Origin of the sequence: Sphingomonas oligophenolica (genome assembly GCF_039522915.1) — a bacterium.
GTDB lineage: Bacteria > Pseudomonadota > Alphaproteobacteria > Sphingomonadales > Sphingomonadaceae > Sphingomonas > Sphingomonas oligophenolica.
Genome location: NZ_BAAAEH010000010.1, coordinates 19,989 through 43,057, shown reverse-complemented (window position 1 = coordinate 43,057; position 23,069 = coordinate 19,989). Strand labels below are relative to the sequence as shown.

Here is a 23,069-nt window from a genome sequence, read left to right as displayed (position 1 = left end):
CACATGGACCATCTCACCCTTTCCGAAGCCGAATGGCGCAAGAAGCTCTCCCCCGAGCAATATCATGTGCTGCGTGAAGCCGGGACCGAGCCCGCCTTTTCAGGGCGTTACAACAACAACAAGGCAGACGGCATCTATCGCTGCGCCGGCTGCGCGAATCCGCTGTTCGACAGCGCCGACAAATATGATTCGGGTTCGGGCTGGCCGAGCTTCACCCAGCCGATCGCGCCCGACCGCGTGACCGAGCATAGCGATGTCAGCCACGGCATGACCCGCACCGAAGCACGGTGCGCACGGTGCGACGGTCATCTCGGCCATGTCTTCCCCGACGGCCCGCCACCGACGGGTCTGCGCTACTGCATGAACTCGCTCAGCCTCGACTTCCGGGCACGCAGCGTCGAGGCGCAGGGCGAGGCGGCGGCCTGAAGGCGAACCTCGGTTCACTTCCTGTCCATCACTTCTGCACCAAAAGCCCATGAAGCAGACGTCTTGTCTGCTTAACCGTTAAGGCTTATCCCGCACCAGCCCTATGGCCCGCCGCTCCCTGCCATCCTTACGCCCGACCTGGCGCCGCCGGCTGACCCTGGCGCTGCGCGGCATCGGCGTGCTGTTCGTCCTCGGGCTGATCGGGCTGATCGTCGCCGTCTATATCCAGAAGGCGCAGCTGCCGAGCTTCGACGAGCTCAAATCCTCGCCCAATGGCCAGATGATCCGCGTCCACGCCGCCGACGGCACCGTGATCGTGTCGATCGGGCCGAGCTATGGCGAGTGGCTGCCCTATGACAGGATCCCGGCGGTGATGCGCGACGCGATGGTCGCGGTCGAGGATCGCCGCTTCCGCTCGCATATCGGCGTCGATCCGATCGGCATGATGCGCGCGGTGAAGCTCGCTGTCGCCAATCATGGCAACGAGAAGCGCTTCCAGGGCGCATCGACCATCACCCAGCAGGTCGCGCGGACGATCTTCCTGTCGAACAAATATGATCTCGGCCGCAAGAGCCGCGAGGCGCTGATTGCGCTGGCGATGGAGCGCAAATTCTCCAAGGACCAGATCCTCGAGCTCTATCTCAACAAGGTCTATTTCGGCGGCGGCGCCTATGGCATCGACGCAGCGAGCCGCAAATTCTTCGGCCATGGCGCCGACCATCTGACTCTTTCCGAAGCGGCGGTGATCGCCGGGCTGGTCAAGGCGCCCTCGCATTATTCGCCCACCGCCGATGCCGACGCGGCGGTCGGCCGCGCCGGCGTCGTCATCCAGCTGATGGTCGAGACCGGCAAAATCACGCCGGCTCAGGCCGCCAGCGCCGATCTCAAGCGCGTCGCCCTCGCCCCCGAGCCCAAGCAGAACAGCGTTCGCTATTTCACTGACTGGGCGCTGCCCCAGCTCGACACGCTGATCGACGAATCGAGCCGCCCGCTCGAAGTGTGGACGACGCTCGACCTCAACATGCAGCGCGCGGCCGACGCGGCGATCCGCGCCAACGCTCCCGCCGGCGCTCAGGGCGCGCTGGTCAGCATCGATCGCGACGGCGCGGTGCGGGCGATGGTCGGCGGGACTGATTATGTGACGTCGAACTATAACCGCGCGACCAAGGCGGCACGCCAGCCGGGCTCGTCGTTCAAGCTGTTCGTCTATCTCGCCGCGCTCGAGGCAGGCCGCAAACCCGAAGATACCGAAGTCGACGAGCCGATCACGATCAACGGCTGGACCCCGCACAATGATTCCCGGCACAATTCGGGGACGATGACGCTGCGCACCGCCTTTGCCTATTCAGTCAACACGGTCGCGGCCAAGCTCGGCCAGCAGGTCGGCTTCGGCACCGTCGCCGACATGGCGCGACGATTCGGCATCACCACGCCGATCAACACCTATCCGTCGATGGTGCTCGGCACCTCCGATGTCCATCTGATCGACATGACGCGAGCCTTTGCCAGCGTCGGCAACAAGGGCGTTGCGGTGACCCCCTATGGCATCACCAAGGTCACCGCCAACGGCGACACGATCTACGAAATGCAGGTCGATCGCAGCCATGTGCTGGTCGCGCCCTATGTCGCCGCCCAGATGACCGACCTGCTCCAGACCGCCGTCAATACCGGCACCGGCAAGGCAGCGCAGATCGGCCGGCCGGTGGCCGGTAAGACGGGCACCACCTCGTCGAACAAGGACGGCTGGTTCCTCGGCTTTTCGAGCGGGCTGACGACCGGCGTGTGGATGGGCCGTGACGATGCCAAGCCGATTCCGGGCCTGCACGGCGGCACCGCGCCTGCCCGCGCCTTTGCCGCGTTCATGAAGCCCGCCACCGCGAACCGGCCGATCGAGCCGTTCGAAACCCAGGTCACGCTCCCCGAATTCCAGCTCGAGCCCGACCAGGAATTCGGCCAGCCCGACAATGGCGGGTTCGTCGACGAGAATGGCAATCCGATCGACCAGAGCGCCCAGCCGCCGACCGACCAGGGGGATGAGGGCGCTCAGGTCGATGGCGACGGCAATCCGCTGCCGCCGGCGGGCGACGGGCGTGTGGCGAAACCGGAAAAGCTCGACCAGGACTGGATGGACCGCGTTCTCGGCCGCGATACCCCGCGAAACCAGCCGGCGCCCGGGCGCTCACCGCAGCGCGACCGCCCCGCAGCAGCACCGCCGCCCGAGCGGCCGGCCGACCGCTTTCAGGATTCGCGCCCGACCCAGTGAAGCGCCGCGCCATTGGCCCGGAGCCAGGCGCGGGACCGGTCGGGGTCGCTTTCATCGAGGCTCTCGACCAGCGCGTGGAAATCGGGGCCGTGATTCATGTGCACCCGGTGCGCGACCTCATGGGCGACGGTCGCGCGGCGCACGAACACCGGCGCGAGGATCAGCCGCCAGCTATAACGAACCGCGCCGCTCGAGGTGCAGCTTCCCCAGCGCGTACGCGGATCGCCGATCGCGACCCTGGTCACGCCGACGCCGGCGCGGGCTGCGAATTCAGCCGTCTCCGCGCTCAGCACCCGCAAGGCCTCGCGCCTGAGCCAGGATTCGATTCGCCGCGCCAGGCTGTCGCGCGGGCCGCCGCAGCGCAGGCTGTCGCCGTCCAGCTCGATCCGCCGGGAGGCAGTCTCGCACCAGTCGATCGTCAAGACGCCGTCGCCGAACGGGACGATACCGCCCGGGACGAACGGCCTGGGCCGGGGCAACCGCGCCTGCTGGGCAGCGATCCAGGCCTGTTGACCCTCTGCCCAGCGCAAGGCCGCCTTGACCGGCGCGCGCGGCGGCAGGGTGAGCCTGACCCGCCCGCTCGCCGGATCGACCGACAGCCTGGCGCGACGCGCCCGGGCATTGCGCACGACCTCGACGGGCGCGTTCATAACTCCCGATCGACCAGATGATGCTCGAGATCGCCGGCGTCGTCCTCGGAGATCGTCCAGCCGCGCACCGATTCCCCGGCGCGGTGGACGGCGTCGCGATCACCGCACACCAGATAATGCCAGCGCGGCAGCGTTTCACCGGCGGCGCGCAGGCGATAGGCGCAGGTCGTGGGCAGCCAGTCTATCTCGCGGACATTGTCACGGCTGAGCCGGACGCATTCGCTGACATAGGCATGGCGATGCTTGTAATCGGAACATTGCGCCGTCGCCCGATCGAGCAGGCGGCACGAGACGTTGGTCGCCATCAGCTCGCCGGTATCCTCGTCCTCGAGCTTGTGGACGCAGCATTTGCCGCAGCCGTCGCACAGCGCCTCCCACTGGCCGCGGTCGAGCGCCTCGATCGGCGTGGTTTCCCAGAAACGGTCGCTCATTTGACCCATCGCCTCGCCTCGGCGGCGATCGCCTCGCCCGATTGATCCTGGGGCAGCAGGGCGAGCGGCTTGCCTTCAGGATCCATCAGATAAGCGACCCGGCTGTGATCGACCATATAGCCGCCGCCGGGCGCCGCGTCCTGCTTGTGATAATAGATCGCATATTCCTTCGCGACCGCATCGATCGCCGCCGGGCTTCCGGTGAGCCCGACCATGCGGGGATGGAAGGCGCCGACGAACGCCTTGAGCACCGCCGGCGTATCGCGCGCCGGATCGACCGAGATGAAGATCGGCACGATCTTCGCGGCGACCTGCGGATCGCTCTTCTCCAGGATGCGCAGCCCCGCGCCGATATTCTGGACGTCGACCGGGCAGACATCAGGGCAGAAGGTGTAGCCGAAATACATGATCCGGTATTTTCCGGCGAAATTCCGATCAGTGACGGGATGGCCGTTCTGATCCGTCAACGCGAAAGGGCCGCCGATCTTCGCGCCCTGGAGCGGCGCCTTTGCGGTCGGGGCCGGGCCCGTACAGGCGGTGACGAGAAGCGCTGCCCCGATCATGACGGAGAGGGCGCGGATCGGAAGCGTGCGGCGCGCGCGGGTTTCGTTCATGGCGCCGCCAGCCATGATCTGTTACGCTTGCCCACGCAAGTTCGACGACACATCACGAACCAGGGAACCAGTCACCAGATGTTCGCACGCATATTCGGCACCGCGCTCGCGGCGGCGCTGCTCGGCTTTGCCGCTCCCGCCTCGGCGCAGATCGGAGGCTCGGACAGCTACAAATTCCTGCAGGCCATCCGCGACGCCAAGGGCGAGGACGTGATGCAGTTCCTCAACAAGCCCGGCACCACCATCATCAACACCCGGGACTACAAGACCGGCGAGACGGCGCTCCACATCGTCGTCAAGCGCGGCGACATGACCTATGTGCGGTTCCTGCTCGCCAAGGGCGCCGACCCCAATCTGAAGGACGACAGGGGCACCACGCCACTGTTGCTGGCAGCGACCTCGGGCGAGACCGAAATGATCAGCGTGCTGATACAGCAGGGCGCCAATGCGAACCTGGGCAATTCGAGCGGAGAGACGCCGCTGATCCGCGCCGTCCAGAATCGCGACCTGGCGACAGTGCGGGTGCTGCTGGCCGCCGGGGCCGATGCAGACCAGCCCGATCTGCTCGCGGGCAAGTCAGCGCGCGACTATGCACTTGACGACGCGCGGTCGCCGGCGATGGCAAAGCTGTTCGCCGATACCCCGAAAAAGCCGCGGCGCGCCATTTCCGGCCCGAAATTCTAGAGCAAGGCGCCGGCGTCGGGATCGATCAGGCCGATCAGCCGCCGCCCGGCGCGCCGGGCAAAGGCAAGCGTATTGCGCTTGCGCGCCGCCGCTGCGAGCGGCTCGGTATGCGCCTCGCGGACGATCGCCGCATCATAGCGATCAGCGATGATCACCCCGGTGCGCGCCGGCAGGAACGCCTCGCCATCGAGCGGACGCGCATCGAAACCGGCCGGGATCGCCCAGTAGAAACGATCGCAGCAGCCGAGATAATCAGTCCATTTGCCGTCGCCGAGCAGATCGGCGCGCGACACCTTGATCTCGACGATGACGATGTTGCCGCGCGAATCGAGCGCCATCAGGTCAGCGCGGCGCCCGCCATCGAGCGGCACCTCGGCCATCGCGACGAGATCATGACGAAGCAGCATCCGGACGGTGCCGCGCGCGACATCGGCCGCGCAAAGCGCCGACTCCGGGCCGTCGACACAGGAATCGGGAGGACGCGTCAGCATCCTCCCGATCTAGAACATTTCGCGAACAGGTCAATTCCGGGCAGGTCAGGCCTGCCCGTCACGCTTCAACGATAGAAGACGTGGTTGCCGATCGAGGCGACCTTCTGCATCCGCCATGCCGGCGAGACGCGGCGGGCGTGGAAATACATCGCATTTGCGGCCGGGCTGTCCCACGCATCGGCCAGCGCCACGCGGGCGACCGCCACGGCGGTGCGATAGGCGGCGCTGTTGGCAATGCTCGGGATGCGGCCGTGGCGCACGAACGAGAACTGGCCGGGCTGCTTCACCACCGAGCAGATCGAGGTCGGGAAGCGGCCCGATTTGGTGCGGTTGATGATCACGTCGGCGACCGCGAGCTGGCCGGCCAAGGGTTCGCCCTTGGCCTCGAAATAGACCGCGCCGGCCATGCAGGCGAGATCATCGTCATCGAGCTTGTCGGTCTCCTGCGCGGCGACCGCCTCGGAAAGGCTGGCATATTCGAGGGTTGGGGTGGGAGCCTGATCCTTGCCGTCAGCCTGGGTGGCCGGCTGGGCGGTGTCGACCGGAGCCGGCGTCGCGGCGACCGCGGGGGTCGGGGTCGGCTGCGGAACAGAAAGGGCGGACGGCACGTTTACCGTCTTGTCGAGTTCGAATGCAAAGCCCGGTGTGCTGGCGCCGATGAGGCCAGTAATGCCGAACGTCATCGCCGCTATGGCTGCGGCGCGAGTGAAAAACGTCATTAATACTTCGAAATATGCGGTTGGTGTGCAGACCTGATCACATCAAAAGGCGATCAGCTGGACGTCCCCCCGACTGCGTAACCTAGCCGGATCGCACCCGGCACGGCGCAACGCGCGTGACAATCCGGCTGCCTTTCGTTGTGCGACGCAACAAGTCAACCCTCCGCTATCGTTTCTGCGGCGAATCGTTTCGCCTGCGCGATATCCAGCTCTATGACCCACAAATCCGGGTCGCGGGCGCGCCTGCGTTGCCAGTAATCAGCGATTTCTGCTTCATTATCAGTTGTTTGTGGGCCGACTTGCAGCAACGCACTGTTTCCGTCTGGACCTATCCCCCGCTCCCACGCGCTTGGATTAATTCCCTTTTCCCGTGTGATAACGAGAATGGCCCCGGCCTGGGCATCCCCCCTGGCGAGCACGGTGCCCAGCCCGCCGGCATCGTTCACCCGCCGCAGCATGGCACTCACCAGCACCCCGCTCGGCAGGCGCCCACTCATCTCCTGGCACTCATTTCCGGACGCTCATGCCGGGCGGTACCCCGGCAGCCCGGACAGCGCGATCCGGCTGCGCATGAAGGTCCCTGTCCCCCGGGCCGCCTCTTCGCCCTCGGCATCGACCAGCCGGGCCTCGGCGACGAACACCCGTCTGTGGCCGCTGACCCAGCGACCCTCCGCTATCACAGGCCCGGTCTTGAGCGGCTTGGTGAAGAGCAGGTTGAACGCAGTGGTGAGCAGAAAACGGTCTGTGACCAGGCTGTTCGCTGCATAAAAGGCGGCATCGTCGAGCATCTTGAAATAGCTGGTGCCATGGGCAGCGCCGCCGGCGTGGAAATAGCGTTCGTCGATGGTAAAATGAATTCGGGCGATACCGGGCGCGGGGATCTCGAGCGTCGATTCGAACAGGCGGTTGATCGGTGCCGCGGCATAAAGCGATTCGAGCGCGCGGAAATGGGCTTCCTCGCCCTGCGCCGGTGCCTGTCCGGCCGACGCCGGATCAGGCGGCGTCACGGGCTTCGTCAGCGGTCAGCAACGCGTAGAGCGCATCGCGCGACGCCGCACCGCGCAGCTTGTCGACAAAGCCGCGCTCGCGCAGGCGCCGCGAGACACGGGCGAGCGCCTTGAGATGCACCGCGCCGGCATCGACCGGCGACAACAGCATGAAGACGATATCGACCGGCAGATCGTCGACTGCGTTGAAGTCGATCGGCTGCGCCAGCTTGGCGAATACCGCCACGACGTGGTTCAAACCCGGAATCTTCGCATGCGGCGTTGCGACGCCACCGCCGAAACCCGTCGATCCGAGCTTCTCGCGCGCAACGAGCCGCTCGACGACGATGGCGGCGTCGAGACCATAGGCCGCCGACGCCGCGACCGCGAGTTGCTGGAACAACGCCTTTTTGTTGGCGGCCGCCAGCCGTTCGAGCACGGTTTCCGGCAGCAGCAGATCGCTCAAATCGGTCATGTTCTTCCCTGGGGATGGCGCGCGTCGGCGCGCGCCAATAACGCCGATCGCACGCGGAAGATAGCGTCAGGCTGCGCGGTGCGGCTCGACCCAGCCGATCGTCCCGTCGCCCCGCCGATAGACCATATTATAGGCCCCCGAACCGACATTGCGAAACAGAAGCGCATTGGTGTGGCGCAGATCGAGCATCATCACTGCGTCAGAGACGGTGGCATCGGGCACATCGACTCGAGTCTCGGCGATGATCGGCGGGAAATCCTCGGCAATTTCATCATCGGTTTCGCGGAACACGGTATAGCCGGCATTGTCATAGGCGCCATTCTCGGCCGCTGCATTGACCTGGCCGGCATTGCGGTCCTTCAGGCGGCGCATGTAGCGGCGCAGCTGCTTTTCGATCTTGTCGGCGACGCCGTCGAATGCGCCGTGCGCATCCATGCCGTCATTGCTGCCCTTGAGTACGAGCCCCTGCATGACATGCGCGATGATGTCGCAGGTGAAGCCGTTATCGTGCGGGCCCTTGCCGAAGGTTACATGGGCCGAAATGGCGCGGGCGAAATATTTGGCGGAAATCCCCTGGAGGCGAGTCTCGACATGGGTTTTCAGCGCGTCGCCGGTAGCGACCTGATGACCCGATATCCGGATTTCCATGAGCATTCTCCACTTAATGGGGATTTAGGAGCTAGGCCCGCCCCGGCACTAACGTCAATCAGGCGAATCGATGGCCCAGACCGGATTGACGATCTTCTTCATAAACGCAGCGTGACGCAGGAGTTCCGCTTCGCTCGCTGAAAAGACGCGCGCCGGGCGGATGGTGGCGGGCGTCGGCGCGGGCGCGAAGCTCGCCTGGACTTCGATCGATTCACTGACGAGGCCGAGCCCGATCTGCCGCCCCCCCGTCAGCTCGACATAGACCTGGGCGAGCAATTGAGCGTCAAGCAGGGCGCCGTGCAGCGTGCGGTGGCTGCGATCGATGCCGTAGCGGGTACAGAGCGCATCGAGGCTGTGCTTGGCGCCGGGATGCCGCGTGCGGGCGAGGACGATCGTATCGACCATCCGGTGAAGACCGATCGTGCTGCGGCCGCAGCGGGCCAGCTCGCCATTGATGAAGCCGAAATCGAAGCTGGCATTATGCGCGACGAGGGGGCTGTCACCGAGAAACTCGAGCAGATCATCGACGCCATGCGCGAACAGGGGCTTGTCGGCGAGGAAGGCGTCGCTGAGCCCGTGAATCGCCTGCGCACCGGGCGGCATGGCGCGTTCGGGATGAAAATAGGCGTGGAAGGTGCGGCCGGTCTCGACCCGGTTGATCATCTCGACACAGCCGATTTCAACCATCCGGTCGCCGTCGGCGAAGCTGAAACCGGTTGTTTCGGTATCGAAGACGATCTCGCGCATGACCCTCTATATCGGGATCAAGAGGCGGTGAGGCAAGCCACGAGCGCAGCAACCTCGGCGCGGGTTTCAGCCATCGTGCCGCCGGTCGAAATGATGAAATCGGCGCGGGCGCGCTTTTCGGCGTCGGGCATCTGCCGCGCCAGGATGGCGTCCAGCCGCGCCTCGCTCATGCCGGGCCGGGCGAGCACCCGGGCACGCTGGACATCGGCCGGGGCGGAGACCACCGCCACCTTGTCGACTCCGGATTCCCCACCGGTCTCGAACAGCAAGGGCACGTCGAAGACGACAAGCGGCGCGTCAGGATGTGCCGCAAGGAACGCAGCGCGCTCCACGCCGACCGCGGGATGGACCAACGCCTCGAGCCGCCTGAGCGCCTGCGGATCGCCGAGAACCGCCGCGCCGAGCAGCGCCCGGTCTACGCCCTTCGGCCCGGTGGTGCCGGGGAACATCTCCTCGATGGCCGCCACCAGCCGGCCGCCCTCGCCCTGGAGCCGGTGAACCGCGGCGTCGGCATCGAACACCGGCACGCCGAGTTCCTCGAACATCGCAGCGACCGTCGACTTGCCCATGCCGATCGATCCGGTAAGGCCCAGGGTGATCATTGCCTCGTCACGCCAGCAGCAGATCGCGCAACGCGTCGTCGCGGTCGCGCGGCGGCTCGGCGCCGAACAGCAATTCGAAGGCGAGCGCGCCTTGGCCGATCAGCATGTCGAGGCCGTCGACCGTATCGAGATCACGGTCGCGCGCCGCCTTCAGCAGCGGTGTTTCGAGCGGCGCATAGACGATGTCATAGACCACCGCGTCGTCGGGGAGCGGCGACAGATCGATGTCCAACGCCGGCTGGCCGACCATGCCCAGCGCGCTGGTGTTGACCAGCAGGGCCGCGGCCGGAAGCGGGGCAGCGAGCGGCAGCGCCTTGCCCTTGAGACCGAAGGACGAGAGCAACGCCGCCGCCTTCAACACGTTGCGGTTGAGAATGGTGACGTCACCGACGCCGATCCGCGACAAGGCGAACAATACCGCCCTCGCCGCCCCCCCGGCGCCGATCACGACGATCGGCGCGCCTTCGAGCGGCAGGCCCGCGATCGGAGCGTAGAAACCGCCGGCATCGGTGTTGGTGCCGATGAGTGCGCCGTCCTCGGCACGGAAAGCGAGGTTGATCGCCCCGATCGTGGCGCGCACCCCGCCGCGATCCTCGACCAGGTCGAGCGCTGCCTGTTTGTGGGGCAGCGTGATGTTGCAGCCGCGCCAGGCGGGATCATCGCGGCGCGCGGCGAAATAGGCGGCGAGAGCCTCGGGCGTGACATGGTGCGCCCGATAATCCGCATCGAGGCCGAGCGCGTTGATCCAGAAGCGGTGAATCAACGGCGATTTCGAATGGCTGATCGGATCGCCGATCACCTCGGCATACATGTGCGTCATGACGCCAATATTCCCCTGACGCGCAGATAATCGAGCACCGGCAGCAGCGGCAGCCCCAGCACGGTGAACTGGCTGCCCTCGATCCGGGTGAAGAGCTGGGCGCCCGGCCCCTCGATCCGATAGCAGCCGACACAACCCGATATCCCGGGCCATTCGAGATCGAGATAGGCCTCGATAAAGTTTTCCGAGAGTGGTCGGACGTGCATCTTCGCGCGGTCGACGACCCGCCAGACCGGCTTGCCGTCAATCGCCATCACCGCCGCACTGATCAGTTCGTGACGCTTGCCCGAAAGGCGGCGGAGATGATCGGCCGCCTCGGCGCGATCAGCCGGCTTGTCGAGCATCGAGCCATCCTCGAGCGCGACGACCGAGTCGCTGCCGAGCACCAGGGCTTCAGGATCGCGGTGCGAAACGCGGAGCGCCTTCAGCTCGGCGAGCGCATCGGCCAGGTCTCGCGGCGCCACGCCGTCGGCGCGGAGCGCGGCCTTGGCCGCCTCCTCATCGACGCTGGCGGAGGCCGACTCGAAGACGACGCCGGCGGCCGTCAGCATCGCGCGCCGCGACGCGCTCTTCGACGCGAGCACCAATCTCATTCGCCGCCCGCTCCCTCGCCGTCTCGCTCATTGACCAGGGCGATAATCGCCGCCGCGGTCTCCTCGATCGAGCGGCGCGTGACGTCAATCACCGGCCAGTCATTGTCGGCGAACATCCGGCGGGCATAGGCGACCTCACGCGTCACCGCCTCCTGGTCGACATAATCGGTCTCGGGCGCCTGATTGAGCGACAGCAGCCGGTTGCGCCGGACCTGGATCAGCCGGTCGGCGCTGGTGGTCAGCCCCACCACCAGCGGATGGACGAGCGAGAAGAGCTCGGCAGGCGGCGGGCTTTCGACCACGATCGGGATATTGGCCGTCTTGTAGCCGCGATTGGCGAGATAGATCGAGGTCGGCGTCTTCGAGGAGCGCGAGACCCCGGCGAGAACGATATCGGCCTCTTCCCAGTCCTCCCAGCCGATTCCGTCATCATGCGCCATGGTGAACTGGATCGCATCGACGCGGGCGAAATAGGCTGCATCGAGAACATGCTGGCGGCCTGGGCGCGCCTTGGCCTGCTGGCCGAGCAGCCCGGACAAGGCGCCGGTCACCGGATCGAGCGGCGCGACCGCCGGCAGGCCGAGCGCGCGGCACCGCGTCTCAAGCGTCCGCCGCGTCACGCTGTTGACGAGGGTGAACAGCACCAGGCCGGGGTTTTGCGCAATCTCCTGAAGGATACGTTCGAGATGAGTCTCGGTCCGCACCATCGGCCAGAAATGGCGGATCGTTTCCACATCGTCATATTGGGCAAGTGCTGCCTTGGCGATGTTCTCGAGCGTCTCGCCGGTCGAATCCGACAGGAGATGGAGGTGGAGCCGCATCAGCTGCCGGCTGGGGATGGGGCTGTGGAGAACATCCGGAAAATCGCTAGCGCAACTTTTCGGTTCCGCAAAGCGATCCCGGGCTGTGGAAAAGCCGGGACTTGCCCACAATTCGGTCCACAGCCCCCGATTCAGCCCACAGACTGTGGATAATGGGGACAGCACGAACGACTCGGCTGACTCGGGACGGTCTGCAACGTCAAGCTGTTGGCATTTTCGGGATGAACGCATAAGCCCCGCAACCAACGCGCCAACACCTGCTCCATCCTTTTCTAGATTCTACTCTTATCAGAAGAAGGACTCTTCCGATCGCGACGTCTCTACCCGCTTCCAAGCCCCTCCTCGCGACGCTGAAGGGTGTCCGCCAGCCCATCGCGCCCATCTGGCTGATGCGCCAGGCCGGGCGCTATCTGCCGGAATATCGCACGCTCCGGGCCGAGAAAGGCGGCTTCCTCGCCCTTGCCACCGACAGCGAGACGGCAGCCGAGATCACCATGCAGCCGATCAGGCGCTTCGGCTTCGACGGGGCGATCCTGTTCTCCGACATCCTGATGGTGCCCTGGGCGCTGGGACAGGCGCTGAGCTTCGGCGCGGGCGAAGGGCCTGCACTGACCCCGGCGCTGGTCGATCATGCGCTGACGGGGCTCCAGCCGGCCCCTGAGCGGCTTGATCCGGTCTATGCGACTGTCGCGCGCGTTGCCGGAATGCTGCCGGCGGGAACGACCTTTCTCGGCTTTGCCGGCAGCCCCTGGACGGTCGCGACCTATATGGTCGCCGGCCATGGCAGCCGCGACCAGGGGGAGACGCGACGCTTCGCTTATGCCGACCCCAGGGCATTCGGCGAGATCATCGACGCGATCGCCGACAGCACGATCACCTATCTCTCACGCCAGATCGAGGAAGGCGTCGAGGCGGTGCAGCTGTTCGACAGCTGGTCGGGCAGCCTCTCGCCCGCGCAGTTCGAGCGCTGGGTCATCGCGCCGACCGCGCGGATCGTGGCCGCCCTTCATGACAGGCATCCGGACGTACCGGTGATCGGCTTTCCCAAGGGGGCGGGCGGCAAGCTGCCGGCCTATGCTCGCGAGACCGGCGCCGATGCGATCGGCCTCGACGAGACGGTCGATCCGGCCTGGGCGCATGCCAGCCTGCCCGCTGACATGCCGGTGCAGGGCAATCTTGATCCGCTCGCGCTGATCGCAGGCGGCGACTCGCTCGACGCGGCGGCCACGCGGATCCTCGAGGCGTTCGCCGATCGGCCGCATATCTTCAATCTCGGCCATGGCATATTGCCCGATACGCCGATTGCCCATGTCGAGCGCCTGCTGGCGCATGTCAGGAGAGCGCGATGAATTTCCTCGGAAACGCATACCCCTGGGTCAAGGCGGCTCATGTCATCTTCGTGATCTTCTGGATGGCCGGCATGTTCATGCTACCGCGCTACCTCGTCTATCACCAGGAGGCAGTGCCCGGATCGGCCGAAGCGAAAGCCTGGGTGGAGCGCGAGGCGAAGATCCGCCACATCATCCTGACGCCCTCGATGATCCTCGTCTGGGTGCTCGGCCTGATGCTTGCCGCCAATGCCGGCATGTTTTCGGGCGTGGGCGGGCTTGGCTGGCTTCATGCCAAGCTGTTCTTCGTCCTCCTCCTCAGCGCCTATCATGGCTGGGCAGTCGGCTATGCGAAGAAATTGGCGACCGGCAAGCCGAGCTTGACGGGCAAGCAGCTCAGGATGCTCAACGAAGTGCCCGCGGTGCTCGTCACGCTGATCGTGCTGCTGGTGATTGTCCGTCCCTTCTGATTCGCGCCCTTCTCCCTTGACTTGATCGAGGGTGGCACCTAGGTCGCAAGATGTCGCAGCGCGCGGGCTCAACCCGTGCCGTGGCATCCTCCTCCAGCATCGTCGCGTGTTCCGCCGACCGACGCTTTCCCAGCATCATTCCATGCCCGGACGCCCAAAATGCATCTGAAAGACCTCAAGAAGAACAAGCCGGCCGAGCTGGTCGCGATGGCCGAGGAGCTCGGCATCGAGAGCGCGTCGACGCTGCGCAAGCAGGACCTGCTGTTCGCGATCCTCAAGGTCCAGGCCGAGAATGGCGAGCAGATCATGGGGCTCGGCACGATCGAGGTGCTGCCCGACGGCTTCGGCTTCCTGCGCAGCCCCGAGGCGAACTATCTCGCCGGGCCCGACGACATCTATATGTCGCCCAACCAGGTCAGGAAGTTCGGCCTGCGCACCGGCGACACGGTCGAGGGCGAGATCCGCGGACCCAAGGACGGCGAGCGCTATTTCGCGCTGACCCGCCTCACCTCAGTCAATTTCGACGATCCCGATGCGGTCCGACACCGGGTCAATTTCGACAACCTCACCCCGCTCTACCCCGATGAGAAGCTGACGCTCGATCCACAGGATCCGACCGTCAAGGACAAGTCGGCGCGGGTGATCGACATCATCAGCCCGCAGGGCAAGGGCCAGCGCTCGCTGATCGTCGCCCCGCCGCGCGTCGGCAAGACGGTGCTGCTCCAGAACATCGCCAAGGCAATCACCGACAACCACCCCGAGGTGTTCCTGATCGTTCTGCTGATCGACGAGCGACCTGAGGAAGTGACCGACATGCAGCGTTCGGTGAAGGGCGAGGTGGTTTCCTCGACCTTCGACGAACCCGCGACGCGCCACGTCCAGGTCGCCGAGATGGTGATCGAGAAGGCGAAGCGCCTCGTCGAGCACAAGAAGGATGTCGTGATCCTGCTCGATTCGATCACCCGCCTCGGCCGCGCCTACAACACCGTGGTGCCCTCGTCCGGCAAGGTGCTGACCGGCGGTGTCGACGCCAACGCGCTGCAGCGGCCGAAGCGCTTCTTCGGTGCGGCGCGCAACATCGAGGAAGGCGGTTCGCTCTCGATCATCGCGACCGCGCTGATCGATACCGGCAGCCGCATGGATGAGGTGATCTTCGAGGAATTCAAGGGCACGGGTAACTCGGAAATCGTGCTCGACCGCAAGGTCGCCGATAAGCGCATCTTCCCGGCGCTCGACGTCGGCAAGTCCGGCACCCGCAAGGAAGAGCTGCTGGTCGACAAGGGCAAGCTCTCCAAGATGTGGGTGCTGCGCCGGATCCTCATGCAGATGGGCACCATCGATGCGATGGAGTTCCTGCTCGACAAGATGAAGGATTCGAAGACCAACGAGGATTTCTTCGATTCGATGAATCAGTAGCCGCGAGCGGCCTGCGTTAGCTCAGCTAACGCAGGACTCGCTCCGGTTCGGCCGGCGGGACAACGTCCCGGCCGACGACGCGGGCTTTGCCCGCGTCCGGTGTTATAGGACCACCCCATGATCCTCGAACACGCCCTCCTCTCGATCAAGCCCGGCGAATCCGCCGCCTTCGAAGCCGCCATGGCCGAGGCGCGCCCGCTGATCGCCGCCTCCCCCGGCTTCCGCTCGATTACCGTGCGCAAGGCGTGCGAAGCCCCCGACCTTTATCTCCTGATGGTCGAGTGGGACGATATTGCGAGCCACCGGGACGGATTCCGCGCCTCCGAGCGTTACGCGCAATGGCAGGGCTTGCTTCACCGCTTCTATGACCCGATGCCAATGGTCGGCTATTTCGGAGACTCGCTGTGATCAACTTCGCCGATGTGTTCACTGCCGCCGGGCTCGCGACGCTCGGTCAGGTGATCATGATCGACCTGATGCTCGCCGGCGACAATGTCATGGTGCTCGGCACGCTGGCGGCCGGGCTGCCGCCCAAGCAGCGCAAGCAGGTGCTCGGCTATGGCGTGATCATCGCGCTGGTCTGCCTGGTCGGCTTCGCGCTGATCGCGACTCAGTTGCTGCATGTCGTCGGCCTGTTGTTCGGCGGCGGGCTGTTGCTGCTCTGGGTGGCGTGGAAACTGTATCGCGAGCTGCATCCGGCACACGCCCCTGCCCCGGTCGACGATCCCGACACCCCCGAAATCGAGGGGGTGAAGCCGAAGAGCTTCACCAAGGCAGTGATCTCGGTTGCGGTCGCCGACCTGTCGATGAGCCTGGACAATGTCCTTGCCGTTGCCGGTGCCGCGCGCGACCATCCCGCCGTGCTGTTCTTCGGCCTGGCGCTGTCGGTGACGCTGATGGCGGTTGCGGCCAATTACATCGCGCGGCTGATCGGGCGCTTCCCCTGGATCGCCTATATCGGCCTGTTGGTCATACTTTATGTCGCTGGATCAATGATTTATCACGGCATTATCGACCATGACGTCGGTATCTTCCAGCTATTCGACTAGCCGACCCGCGCCGCGGCGGCAGGGGGCCGTCTCCCTGTTCCTCCCTGTTCCTGCATTGAATCTTTTTTGGGCCGATTTCTCCCTGTTACGTTGGAGAATTCGCCGAAATTTATGGATGTTTTACAATGTCTTGGAACAAATTCTCCCTGTTATTGAAGAACAGGGAGGGATTAGCGGCATAACAGGGAGGCCTTGTGCGATTAACAGGGAGAGCGAACCAGCGGAGATGCTGGGTGTAAAACCGGATTTCGAAATAGGCTTTCCGATCTCGTGGTTGAATCGTTCTAGCGAAGATTCTCGGCGAAGAACGCCGCCGTCCGCTCGTCCGCCAGCTGCGCCGATTCCTCGGAACGGCGCTTGCCGAATTCAGTCGCGAAGCCGTGATCGACCCCGGGATAGTCGTAGAGCGTCACCTTGGGATGGTCGTCGAGACCCTCATGCATGCGCCGCTGCGCTGCCTTGTCGACGAAATGATCCTCTTCGGGGATGTGGAGCAGCACTGGATGCGCGATCGCGTGCTTTTCGCCGAGAAGCCCATCAATGCCGACGCCATAATAGCCGACGCTTGCGTTCACGTCAGTCCGGGTCGCGGTCATGAAAGCCAGGCGGCCGCCAAGGCAATAGCCGACAGCGCCGACCTTGCCGCCTTCGCCAAGCCGGGCCCGAGCTGCGCGGATCGTTGCCTCGATGTCCGCGACGCCGACATCCTGGTCGAACCCGCCCATCAGCTCCAGCCCACGCTTGAACTGATCGGGGATATCGGGATCGAGCTCGACGCCGGGTTCGAGCCGCCAGAACAGATCGGGCGCGATCGCGAGATAGCCGGCTTCGGCGAGCAGGTCGCATTTGCGCTGGATGCCGGCGTTAACCCCGAAAATCTCCTGGATCACGATGATCGCGCCATGCGGTCTACCGGCGGGCTCAGCGCAATAGGCATTGAAGCTGCCAGCGCCATCGAGTGGCGTGATCGAGATCATTCCGGTCATATCTCAGTCCCTCAGCTGTCGGTTTCGCGGTGGCGTCCTGTCGTGCCCGAACTCGGCATCGCCGATCAGCGTTGCGATCCGGGCGGTGTCGCGCGCATACATGCACAAGCTTATGCAGCGCGGCCATCGCCCGCTCAAGCGGAGAACGGCCATGAAGATCAATGTCGAAGTCGATTGCACGCCCGAGGAAGCACGCCGTTTCATGGGCCTGCCCGATTTCACGCCAGTCCATGAGAAATATGTCCAGAGCCTGATGGGGGCGATGGACGGCGTGGTCGCGCCCGAGATGCTCGAGAGCGTCATGAAGAGCTGGGCGCCGATGGGCGATGCCGGGATGAGCTTCTGGAAGAACATGTTCGAGACATCGGGTAAAAAATAAAGCCGATGGAGACGATCTTCGCCGTTTCGAGCGGCGCTCCGCCTGCGGCGATCGCGATCGTCCGGATCAGCGGTGCCCAGGCCGTTGCCGCGGCGACGCAGCTTGCGGGCGCGCTGCCGCCGCCGCGCCGGGCGGCGCTTCGGGCGCTTCGCGATTCCCAAGGCCTGGTCCTCGACCGGGCGCTTGTCCTGCTCTTCCCGGCGCCCGACACCGCGACCGGCGAGGATGTGGTTGAGTTGCATGTCCATGGCGGGCGCGCGGTGGTTCGCGCGGTCGAGGCGGCATTGGGCGCGCTGCCCGGGATGCGCCGGGCCGAGCCGGGAGAGTTTACCCGCCGCGCCCTGTTGAACGGCCGGATCGACCTGACCGAAGCCGAGGGGCTTGGCGACCTGCTTGCCGCCGAGACCGAGACGCAGCGCCGGGCGGCGCTGGCGGTGGCCGAGGGGGCGATCAGAAGGCTGGCCGAGGGCTGGACTGACCGGTTGCTCGCGCTTGCGGCGCGGGTCGAGGCGCAACTCGACTTTGCCGATGAGGATGATGTCGCGACCGAGGCGGTCGCCCCGATCGTCAACGGTTTGCTCGCGCTTGCCGGTGACATCGAGGCCGTGCTCGCCGCCCCCCCGGTCGAACGATTGCGCGATGGCCTTCGCGTGGTGATCGCCGGCCCGCCCAATAGCGGTAAATCGACCTTGCTCAATAGGCTTGCCGAGCGCGACGCGGCAATCGTCTCGCCCATTTCGGGAACGACCCGCGACAGGATTGAGGCGCCGGTGGTGCGCGATGGCATCGCCTATGTCCTGACCGACACCGCCGGGCTGGCGGCGGAAACCGCCGATCCGATCGAGCTGATCGGTATCGCGCGCGCCGAGGACGCCATGCGGGGCGCCGATATCCTATTGTGGCTTGGCGATGCGCCGCCCGCGAACCCGGGAGCGATCAGGGTGCATGCGCGCGCCGATCTTGCTGGCCGGGAGAGGCTCCCGCCCGGTGCCGAGATCGCTATTTCAGCTGCGAGCGGTCTGGGTATCGCCGATCTGTGGCGCCTGGTGCGCGAACGGGCCGTCCAGCTATTGCCGCGCGAAGACGCCACTGCCTTGAACCAGCGCCAGCGCTCGCTGGTCGAGGCCTGCGCCGTCGCGGCGCGGTCAGCGGCGGCCCAGCAGGATATGTTGCTGATGGCTGAGGACCTTCGACTGGCCATGGCAGCGCTCGACCATCTGGTTGGGCGCAGCGACGTCGAGGCGATGCTCGACGCGCTTTTCAGGCGATTCTGCCTCGGCAAGTGAAACGTTCCACGTGGAACAGTTTTGACAGTAGGGCGATGCGGACCTAGCGGGGCGGGCATGGACTATGATGTCATCATTGTCGGCGGCGGCCATGCCGGGACCGAGGCCGCGGCCGCTGCGGCGCGGCGCGGTGCGCGAACGGCGCTGGTCAGCTTCGACCCGGCAAAGATCGGCGCGATGTCGTGCAACCCGGCAATCGGGGGGCTCGGCAAGGGACATCTCGTGCGCGAGGTCGACGCGTTTGATGGACTGATCGCGCGGGCGGCCGATGCCGCCGGCATTCACTACCGCATGCTGAACCGCAGCAAGGGGGCAGCAGTGCAGGGCCCGCGCGTGCAGGCCGACCGGCGCCTTTATGCCAGCGCGATCCAGGCGATGATCGCCGCACAGCCGAATCTCGAGATCGTCTCTGGTGAAGTCGCGGCGCTGTTGCTTGGTGCTGACGGCGGCGTTGCGGGCGTCACCCTCGCCGATGGCCGCGCCTTTTCGGCGCGCGCGGTGGTGCTTGCCACCGGCACCTTTCTGGGCGGCCGCATCTTTTGCGGCGAGGAGCGCCTGGCCGGCGGCCGGATCGGCGAGGCGGCTGCTTCCCGGCTTGCGGCCCAGCTGCGCGAGGCCGATCTTCCGATGGCGCGGTTGAAGACAGGCACCCCGCCCCGGCTCGACGGCCGCACGATTGACTGGAGCGGGCTGGCCGAGCAGCCGAGCGATGTCGAGCCCTGGACAATGTCCCCCCTCACCCGGCAGCGAGCCCTGCCCCAGCTCTTCTGTGCGATCACCCGGACGACCGAAGAGACGCATGTCATCATCCGCGGCTCGCTCCATCGCTCTCCCCTGTTCGGCGGGGCAATCGCCGGAGCCGGTCCGCGCTATTGCCCGTCGATCGAGGACAAGATCCACCGTTTCGGCGACCGTGACGGCCACCAGATCTTCCTCGAGCCTGAGGGCCTCGACGATTCGACGATCTATCCCAATGGCATCTCGACGTCATTGCCGGCCGATGTGCAGGCGGCCCTGATCGCCTCGATCCCGGGTCTCGAGCGCGCCCGGATCCTCACCCCGGGCTATGCAGTCGAATATGATCATATCGATCCGCGCGCACTCGCGCCGACGCTCGAGGTGCGTGCGATCAGCGGGCTGTTCTGCTGTGGGCAGATCAACGGGACGACGGGGTATGAGGAAGCAGCCGGCCAGGGGCTGGTCGCCGGGCTCAATGCGGCGGCGACCGCGCTCGGCGCTGCGCCAATCCTGCTTGATCGGGCGAGCAGCTATCTCGGGGTGATGATTGACGATCTGGTGCTGCAGGGCATCACAGAGCCCTATCGGATGCTCACCGCGCGCGCCGAATATCGCCTGCGGCTGCGCGCCGACAATGCCGAGACGCGGCTGGGGCCGATTGCCGAGGCGCTTGGCTGCCTCGGCACGACCAGGCGGGAGCGCCTGCAGCAGCGCGCTGCGGCAAGGGCGGAAATCGACGCCATCCTCGCCCAGCCGGTTCCGGCGTCGACGCTGCTGGGGAATGGCGTAGGCGCGCCCCTCGACGGACAGCGTCGGACGGGAGTCGAATGGCTGCGCTTTGCCGGCGTCGGCATCGACCATGTCGCGCCTGGAATAGCCGAACGCTTCGATCCGGCGCTGGTCGCCGAGATCGCCGAGGATGCGCGTTACGCCCCCTATCTGCGCAGGCAGGACGAGGAAGTGGCGCAACTGCGCTCCAATGACGGCGTGAGCCTGCCCGACGCACTCGATTACGCCACCATCCCCGGCCTGTCGGCCGAAATGGTCGAGCGGCTCGATCGCGCCCGCCCCGCCACGCTGGGCGCTGCCGGCAGGATTCGCGGGATTACCCCGGCGGCACTGACGGCCATCCTGCTTCACGCCCGGCGGCGCGCGGCATGACCGAGGACGAAGCGCGCCGCTGGATCGTCGAGCATTTCGGGGAAGCCGGCGAAGCGCGAATGGAAAAGCTGGCCGATCTGGTGACGGCGGAGGCGGCGCGACAGAATCTCGTGGCGCCGTCGACACTGGCTGCGATGTGGTCGCGCCATATCGTCGACTCGGCCCAGCTCATCGGATTCGCCGCTGAGACACAAGGCGATTGGCTCGATATCGGGACGGGCGCTGGCTTTCCAGGCCTTGTCATTGCAGCGCTTACCGACCGGAAAGTGACCCTGGTCGAGCCAAGGCGGCGTCGCGCCGCATTTCTTGAAGAGGCAGCGAAAGCGCTCGGCATTGCCGATCAAGTCACTGTAATTGCAGCAAAAGTGGAAGGCGTTTCGATGAGCGCCGCGGTCATTTCGGCGCGTGCCGTGTCACCGCTTGCGATTCTTTTTGGGTCAGCACTGCAATCTAGCCGTCGCAAGACGCTCTGGATTCTGCCAAAAGGGCAGGGAGCGCGGGAAGAGATAGCCAGTGCCCAGCAGACATGGCATGGAGTGTTTCACGTGGAACATAGCGTCACGGATCCTGACTCGCTCATCGTCCTCGCCAAAGGGGTGTCTCGTCGATGAATGTCATTGCGGTTGCGAACCAGAAAGGCGGGGTCGGCAAAACCACCACCGCCATCAATCTGGGTACCGCCCTGGCGGCGACCGGCCTTCGCGTGTTGCTGATCGACCTCGACCCGCAGGGCAACGCCTCGACCGGGCTGGGTATCAGCCGGGCGGAACGGGGCAAATCGAGCTACGACATCCTGCTCGGCGAGATGCCGATCACCGAGGCGGCAATCGCGACCTGCGTGCCCAAGCTCGACATCGTGCCGGCGACCGTGGACCTGTCCGGCGCCGAAATCGAACTGGTCGATTATGAGGAGCGCACCCATCGGCTGAATCGAGCGCTCGAGCGATCCGACCATCGCTGGGACGTGGTGCTGATCGATTGCCCCCCCTCGCTTGGCCTGCTGACGCTGAACGCAATGGTTGCCGCCAATTCGCTGCTGGTGCCGTTGCAATGCGAATTCTTCGCGCTCGAAGGCCTGAGCCAGCTGCTCAGCACGGTCGAGCGAATCCGCGAGCGCTTCAATCCGGGCCTCACCATCCTCGGCGTCGCGCTGACCATGCATGACCGGCGCAACCGCCTGACCGACCAGGTTTCGGCCGATGTTCGCGCCGTGCTCGGCCGGGTGGTGTTCGACACCGTCATTCCGCGCAACGTGCGCCTGTCCGAGGCGCCAAGCCACGGCCTGCCGGCGCTGATCTATGATTATCGCTGTCCCGGCTCGGAAGCCTATATCGCACTTGCCCGCGAACTGATCCCTCGCCTCAACAGACCCGCCAAGGCAGCATGACCGACCCGACCGCAGACCATCACCCCCGCCCCAAGCCCCGCTCGGGCCTAGGCCGCGGCCTGAACGCACTGATGGGCGATATCGCCCGCGAGGAACCCGTCGGCGGCGGCGAATCGCTGTCCACGGGGGTGCGAACCCTGCCGGTCGGATCGCTGACCCCGCATCCGGGCCAGCCGCGGCGCCATTTCAGTGAAGCCGCACTCGAAGAGCTCGCTGAATCGATCGCGGCACGCGGGCTGATCCAGCCGATCGTCGTGCGCCCGCACGGCAAGGGCTATCAGATCGTCGCCGGCGAGCGGCGCTGGCGCGCGGCACAGCGCGCGCGACTCCACGAAGTGCCGGTCATCGTCCGCGATTTCAGCGACGCCGAGACGCTCGAGGTCGCGCTGGTCGAGAATATCCAGCGCCAGGACCTCAACGCGATCGAAGAGGCCGAGGCCTATAACCGGCTGATCGACGATTTCGGCCATACCCAGGATGCGCTCGGCAAGCTAGTCCATAAATCGCGCAGCCACATTGCTAACCTATTGAGATTGCTGGAGCTTCCCAAGTCCGTTCAGGAGCGGGTGGTCGAGGGTGTGCTGACCATGGGCCATGCCCGTGCGCTGATCGGCGCGCCCGATATCGAGCGGCTCGCCGACCAGGTCGTCGCCAAGGGCATGTCGGTGCGCGATACCGAGCGGCTCGCCCGTGCCGCCAAGCCCGAGACCGCGCGGATCCGCAGCGGCGACGCCGGCCGCGATGCCGATCTTGCCGCGCTCGAACATCATCTCGCCGATTTGCTCGGCCTGTCGGTGCGGATTGCGCATGGTCCGAAGGGTGGCTCGCTCACCCTCGCTTATTCGACGCTCGATCAGCTGGACATGATCTGCCAGCGGCTGACCGGCGAGCGAATCTAG

The 23,069-nt window shown here is 65.7% G+C and carries 29 protein-coding genes; 14 read left to right on the top strand and 15 right to left on the bottom strand.

Annotation, left to right across the window (positions count from 1 at the left end; genetic code table 11):
* Positions 1-3 precede the first annotated feature (3 nt).
* Positions 4-426: a peptide-methionine (R)-S-oxide reductase MsrB gene (msrB, locus tag ABD050_RS07015; RefSeq protein ID WP_343888540.1), complete on the top strand. Its 423-nt coding sequence runs from the start codon at positions 4-6 to the stop codon at positions 424-426.
* Positions 427-529: 103 nt separating this feature from the next.
* The gene (locus ABD050_RS07010) at positions 530-2,689 is read left to right on the top strand and encodes a transglycosylase domain-containing protein (protein ID WP_343888539.1); all 2,160 of its coding nucleotides are present in this window, start codon (positions 530-532) and stop codon (positions 2,687-2,689) included.
* Here ABD050_RS07010 and ABD050_RS07005 read toward each other — a convergent pair.
* The 3 genes from ABD050_RS07005 to ABD050_RS06995 are packed head-to-tail and all read right to left on the bottom strand — an operon-like array spanning position 2,665 to position 4,384.
* Complete coding sequence (locus ABD050_RS07005; RefSeq protein ID WP_343888538.1) at positions 2,665-3,339, bottom strand: M48 family metallopeptidase; 675 nt, start codon at positions 3,337-3,339, stop codon at positions 2,665-2,667. The two genes, ABD050_RS07010 and ABD050_RS07005, sit on opposite strands and share 25 nt — an antisense overlap.
* Entirely contained in the window at positions 3,336-3,770 is a 435-nt protein-coding gene (locus ABD050_RS07000) for a YcgN family cysteine cluster protein (protein ID WP_425542418.1), read from the bottom strand. Before ABD050_RS07000 ends, ABD050_RS07005 begins: the two co-directional genes overlap by 4 nt.
* Positions 3,767-4,384 (bottom strand): SCO family protein, encoded by a 618-nt coding sequence (locus ABD050_RS06995; protein WP_343888536.1) that lies wholly within the window; start codon positions 4,382-4,384, stop codon positions 3,767-3,769. The genes ABD050_RS07000 and ABD050_RS06995 overlap by 4 nt, the downstream gene beginning before the upstream one ends.
* A 78-nt stretch (positions 4,385-4,462) precedes the next feature.
* On the opposite strand from ABD050_RS06995, the gene ABD050_RS06990 reads away from it, so the two are divergent.
* On the top strand, positions 4,463-5,068 hold the full coding sequence (locus ABD050_RS06990; RefSeq protein ID WP_343888535.1) for an ankyrin repeat domain-containing protein: 606 nt from the start codon (positions 4,463-4,465) through the stop codon (positions 5,066-5,068).
* Here the strand turns inward: ABD050_RS06990 and ABD050_RS06985 are convergent.
* The 11 genes from ABD050_RS06985 to ABD050_RS06935 all read right to left on the bottom strand — a co-directional run bounded on the left by ABD050_RS06985 (position 5,065) and on the right by ABD050_RS06935 (position 11,970).
* Positions 5,065-5,559, bottom strand: a complete 495-nt coding sequence (locus ABD050_RS06985) for an MmcB family DNA repair protein (RefSeq protein ID WP_343888534.1) — start codon at positions 5,557-5,559, stop codon at positions 5,065-5,067. The two genes, ABD050_RS06990 and ABD050_RS06985, sit on opposite strands and share 4 nt — an antisense overlap.
* Positions 5,560-5,624: 65 nt before the next feature.
* Entirely contained in the window at positions 5,625-6,278 is a 654-nt protein-coding gene (locus ABD050_RS06980; protein ID WP_343888533.1) for a cell wall hydrolase, read from the bottom strand.
* Between the two features lie 155 nt (positions 6,279-6,433).
* Entirely contained in the window at positions 6,434-6,775 is a 342-nt protein-coding gene (locus tag ABD050_RS06975; protein ID WP_343888532.1) for a DUF1491 family protein, read from the bottom strand.
* 24 nt (positions 6,776-6,799) lie between these two features.
* A complete protein-coding gene (locus ABD050_RS06970; RefSeq protein WP_343888531.1) occupies positions 6,800-7,285 on the bottom strand; it encodes a PaaI family thioesterase in 486 nt (161 codons plus the stop codon).
* A complete protein-coding gene (locus ABD050_RS06965; RefSeq protein WP_343888530.1) occupies positions 7,272-7,739 on the bottom strand; it encodes a PTS sugar transporter subunit IIA in 468 nt (155 codons plus the stop codon). Before ABD050_RS06965 ends, ABD050_RS06970 begins: the two co-directional genes overlap by 14 nt.
* 66 nt (positions 7,740-7,805) lie before the next feature.
* Complete coding sequence (gene hpf / locus ABD050_RS06960) at positions 7,806-8,387, bottom strand: ribosome hibernation-promoting factor, HPF/YfiA family (protein WP_343888529.1); 582 nt, start codon at positions 8,385-8,387, stop codon at positions 7,806-7,808.
* A gap of 54 nt (positions 8,388-8,441) precedes the next feature.
* Positions 8,442-9,134: a DNA polymerase III subunit epsilon gene (gene dnaQ, locus ABD050_RS06955; RefSeq protein ID WP_343888528.1), complete on the bottom strand. Its 693-nt coding sequence runs from the start codon at positions 9,132-9,134 to the stop codon at positions 8,442-8,444.
* 17 nt (positions 9,135-9,151) lie between these two features.
* Positions 9,152-9,736: a dephospho-CoA kinase gene (gene coaE / locus ABD050_RS06950; RefSeq protein ID WP_343888527.1), complete on the bottom strand. Its 585-nt coding sequence runs from the start codon at positions 9,734-9,736 to the stop codon at positions 9,152-9,154.
* A 7-nt stretch (positions 9,737-9,743) separates the two neighbouring features.
* Positions 9,744-10,556: a shikimate dehydrogenase family protein gene (locus ABD050_RS06945; RefSeq protein WP_343888526.1), complete on the bottom strand. Its 813-nt coding sequence runs from the start codon at positions 10,554-10,556 to the stop codon at positions 9,744-9,746.
* A complete protein-coding gene (locus tag ABD050_RS06940; protein WP_343888525.1) occupies positions 10,553-11,149 on the bottom strand; it encodes a Maf family protein in 597 nt (198 codons plus the stop codon). The genes ABD050_RS06945 and ABD050_RS06940 overlap by 4 nt, the downstream gene beginning before the upstream one ends.
* On the bottom strand, positions 11,146-11,970 hold the full coding sequence (locus tag ABD050_RS06935) for a pyruvate, water dikinase regulatory protein (RefSeq protein ID WP_425542417.1): 825 nt from the start codon (positions 11,968-11,970) through the stop codon (positions 11,146-11,148). Before ABD050_RS06935 ends, ABD050_RS06940 begins: the two co-directional genes overlap by 4 nt.
* 308 nt (positions 11,971-12,278) lie before the next feature.
* On the opposite strand from ABD050_RS06935, the gene hemE reads away from it, so the two are divergent.
* The 5 genes from hemE to ABD050_RS06910 all read left to right on the top strand — a co-directional run bounded on the left by hemE (position 12,279) and on the right by ABD050_RS06910 (position 16,233).
* Positions 12,279-13,319 carry a uroporphyrinogen decarboxylase gene (gene hemE, locus ABD050_RS06930; protein ID WP_343888688.1) on the top strand — a complete coding sequence of 347 codons (1,041 nt, stop codon included), beginning with the start codon at positions 12,279-12,281 and terminating at the stop codon, positions 13,317-13,319.
* A complete protein-coding gene (locus ABD050_RS06925) occupies positions 13,316-13,768 on the top strand; it encodes a CopD family protein (RefSeq protein WP_343888524.1) in 453 nt (150 codons plus the stop codon). Before hemE ends, ABD050_RS06925 begins: the two co-directional genes overlap by 4 nt.
* Before the next feature lie 159 nt (positions 13,769-13,927).
* Positions 13,928-15,184, top strand: a complete 1,257-nt coding sequence (gene rho / locus ABD050_RS06920; protein ID WP_343888523.1) for a transcription termination factor Rho — start codon at positions 13,928-13,930, stop codon at positions 15,182-15,184.
* Between the two features lie 117 nt (positions 15,185-15,301).
* Positions 15,302-15,592 (top strand): antibiotic biosynthesis monooxygenase family protein, encoded by a 291-nt coding sequence (locus tag ABD050_RS06915; protein ID WP_343888522.1) that lies wholly within the window; start codon positions 15,302-15,304, stop codon positions 15,590-15,592.
* Positions 15,589-16,233, top strand: coding sequence for a YjbE family putative metal transport protein (locus ABD050_RS06910; RefSeq protein ID WP_343888521.1), 645 nt, complete (start codon positions 15,589-15,591; stop codon positions 16,231-16,233). Before ABD050_RS06915 ends, ABD050_RS06910 begins: the two co-directional genes overlap by 4 nt.
* A 284-nt stretch (positions 16,234-16,517) precedes the next feature.
* Here the strand turns inward: ABD050_RS06910 and ABD050_RS06905 are convergent, their stop codons facing one another.
* Complete coding sequence (locus tag ABD050_RS06905) at positions 16,518-17,219, bottom strand: dienelactone hydrolase family protein (RefSeq protein ID WP_343888520.1); 702 nt, start codon at positions 17,217-17,219, stop codon at positions 16,518-16,520.
* Positions 17,220-17,370: 151 nt separating this feature from the next.
* Here ABD050_RS06905 and ABD050_RS06900 point away from each other — a divergent pair, with 151 nt between their 5' ends.
* From ABD050_RS06900 to ABD050_RS06875, 6 genes are read left to right on the top strand one after another with little or no spacing between them, the layout of a single operon-like run.
* Positions 17,371-17,598 carry a DUF6489 family protein gene (locus tag ABD050_RS06900; RefSeq protein WP_343888519.1) on the top strand — a complete coding sequence of 76 codons (228 nt, stop codon included), beginning with the start codon at positions 17,371-17,373 and terminating at the stop codon, positions 17,596-17,598.
* Positions 17,599-17,603: 5 nt separating this feature from the next.
* The gene (gene mnmE / locus ABD050_RS06895; protein WP_343888518.1) at positions 17,604-18,884 is read left to right on the top strand and encodes a tRNA uridine-5-carboxymethylaminomethyl(34) synthesis GTPase MnmE; all 1,281 of its coding nucleotides are present in this window, start codon (positions 17,604-17,606) and stop codon (positions 18,882-18,884) included.
* Between the two features lie 57 nt (positions 18,885-18,941).
* On the top strand, positions 18,942-20,783 hold the full coding sequence (gene mnmG, locus ABD050_RS06890; protein ID WP_343888517.1) for a tRNA uridine-5-carboxymethylaminomethyl(34) synthesis enzyme MnmG: 1,842 nt from the start codon (positions 18,942-18,944) through the stop codon (positions 20,781-20,783).
* Positions 20,780-21,394: a 16S rRNA (guanine(527)-N(7))-methyltransferase RsmG gene (rsmG, locus tag ABD050_RS06885; protein WP_343888516.1), complete on the top strand. Its 615-nt coding sequence runs from the start codon at positions 20,780-20,782 to the stop codon at positions 21,392-21,394. The genes mnmG and rsmG overlap by 4 nt, the downstream gene beginning before the upstream one ends.
* Positions 21,391-22,170, top strand: coding sequence for a ParA family protein (locus ABD050_RS06880; protein ID WP_343888515.1), 780 nt, complete (start codon positions 21,391-21,393; stop codon positions 22,168-22,170). Before rsmG ends, ABD050_RS06880 begins: the two co-directional genes overlap by 4 nt.
* Positions 22,167-23,069, top strand: coding sequence for a ParB/RepB/Spo0J family partition protein (locus ABD050_RS06875; protein ID WP_343888514.1), 903 nt, complete (start codon positions 22,167-22,169; stop codon positions 23,067-23,069). Before ABD050_RS06880 ends, ABD050_RS06875 begins: the two co-directional genes overlap by 4 nt.

Excerpts from the sequence above, each read along its gene's own strand:
- ABD050_RS06945 (WP_343888526.1), bottom strand. The coding sequence starts at position 10,556 with ATGACGCACATGTATGCCGAGGTGATCGGCGATCCGATCAGCCATTCG.
- ABD050_RS06990 (WP_343888535.1), top strand. The coding sequence starts at position 4,463 with ATGTTCGCACGCATATTCGGCACCGCGCTCGCGGCGGCGCTGCTCGGC.
- rsmG (WP_343888516.1), top strand. The coding sequence starts at position 20,780 with ATGACCGAGGACGAAGCGCGCCGCTGGATCGTCGAGCATTTCGGGGAA.
- mnmE (WP_343888518.1), top strand. The coding sequence starts at position 17,604 with ATGGAGACGATCTTCGCCGTTTCGAGCGGCGCTCCGCCTGCGGCGATC.
- ABD050_RS06875 (WP_343888514.1), top strand. The coding sequence starts at position 22,167 with ATGACCGACCCGACCGCAGACCATCACCCCCGCCCCAAGCCCCGCTCG.
- ABD050_RS06965 (WP_343888530.1), bottom strand. The coding sequence starts at position 7,739 with ATGACCGATTTGAGCGATCTGCTGCTGCCGGAAACCGTGCTCGAACGG.
- ABD050_RS06880 (WP_343888515.1), top strand. The coding sequence starts at position 21,391 with ATGAATGTCATTGCGGTTGCGAACCAGAAAGGCGGGGTCGGCAAAACC.
- ABD050_RS07005 (WP_343888538.1), bottom strand. The coding sequence starts at position 3,339 with ATGAACGCGCCCGTCGAGGTCGTGCGCAATGCCCGGGCGCGTCGCGCC.
- rho (WP_343888523.1), top strand. The coding sequence starts at position 13,928 with ATGCATCTGAAAGACCTCAAGAAGAACAAGCCGGCCGAGCTGGTCGCG.
- ABD050_RS06980 (WP_343888533.1), bottom strand. The coding sequence starts at position 6,278 with ATGACGTTTTTCACTCGCGCCGCAGCCATAGCGGCGATGACGTTCGGC.
- hpf (WP_343888529.1), bottom strand. The coding sequence starts at position 8,387 with ATGGAAATCCGGATATCGGGTCATCAGGTCGCTACCGGCGACGCGCTG.
- ABD050_RS06900 (WP_343888519.1), top strand. The coding sequence starts at position 17,371 with ATGAAGATCAATGTCGAAGTCGATTGCACGCCCGAGGAAGCACGCCGT.
- dnaQ (WP_343888528.1), bottom strand. The coding sequence starts at position 9,134 with ATGCGCGAGATCGTCTTCGATACCGAAACAACCGGTTTCAGCTTCGCC.
- ABD050_RS06915 (WP_343888522.1), top strand. The coding sequence starts at position 15,302 with ATGATCCTCGAACACGCCCTCCTCTCGATCAAGCCCGGCGAATCCGCC.
- ABD050_RS06940 (WP_343888525.1), bottom strand. The coding sequence starts at position 11,149 with ATGAGATTGGTGCTCGCGTCGAAGAGCGCGTCGCGGCGCGCGATGCTG.
- coaE (WP_343888527.1), bottom strand. The coding sequence starts at position 9,736 with ATGATCACCCTGGGCCTTACCGGATCGATCGGCATGGGCAAGTCGACG.
- ABD050_RS06975 (WP_343888532.1), bottom strand. The coding sequence starts at position 6,775 with ATGAGTGGGCGCCTGCCGAGCGGGGTGCTGGTGAGTGCCATGCTGCGG.
- ABD050_RS06985 (WP_343888534.1), bottom strand. The coding sequence starts at position 5,559 with ATGCTGACGCGTCCTCCCGATTCCTGTGTCGACGGCCCGGAGTCGGCG.
- mnmG (WP_343888517.1), top strand. The coding sequence starts at position 18,942 with ATGGACTATGATGTCATCATTGTCGGCGGCGGCCATGCCGGGACCGAG.
- ABD050_RS06925 (WP_343888524.1), top strand. The coding sequence starts at position 13,316 with ATGAATTTCCTCGGAAACGCATACCCCTGGGTCAAGGCGGCTCATGTC.
- ABD050_RS06935 (WP_425542417.1), bottom strand. The coding sequence starts at position 11,970 with ATGCGGCTCCACCTCCATCTCCTGTCGGATTCGACCGGCGAGACGCTC.
- ABD050_RS07000 (WP_425542418.1), bottom strand. The coding sequence starts at position 3,770 with ATGAGCGACCGTTTCTGGGAAACCACGCCGATCGAGGCGCTCGACCGC.
- ABD050_RS06905 (WP_343888520.1), bottom strand. The coding sequence starts at position 17,219 with ATGACCGGAATGATCTCGATCACGCCACTCGATGGCGCTGGCAGCTTC.
- ABD050_RS07010 (WP_343888539.1), top strand. The coding sequence starts at position 530 with ATGGCCCGCCGCTCCCTGCCATCCTTACGCCCGACCTGGCGCCGCCGG.
- msrB (WP_343888540.1), top strand. The coding sequence starts at position 4 with ATGGACCATCTCACCCTTTCCGAAGCCGAATGGCGCAAGAAGCTCTCC.
- ABD050_RS06995 (WP_343888536.1), bottom strand. The coding sequence starts at position 4,384 with ATGAACGAAACCCGCGCGCGCCGCACGCTTCCGATCCGCGCCCTCTCC.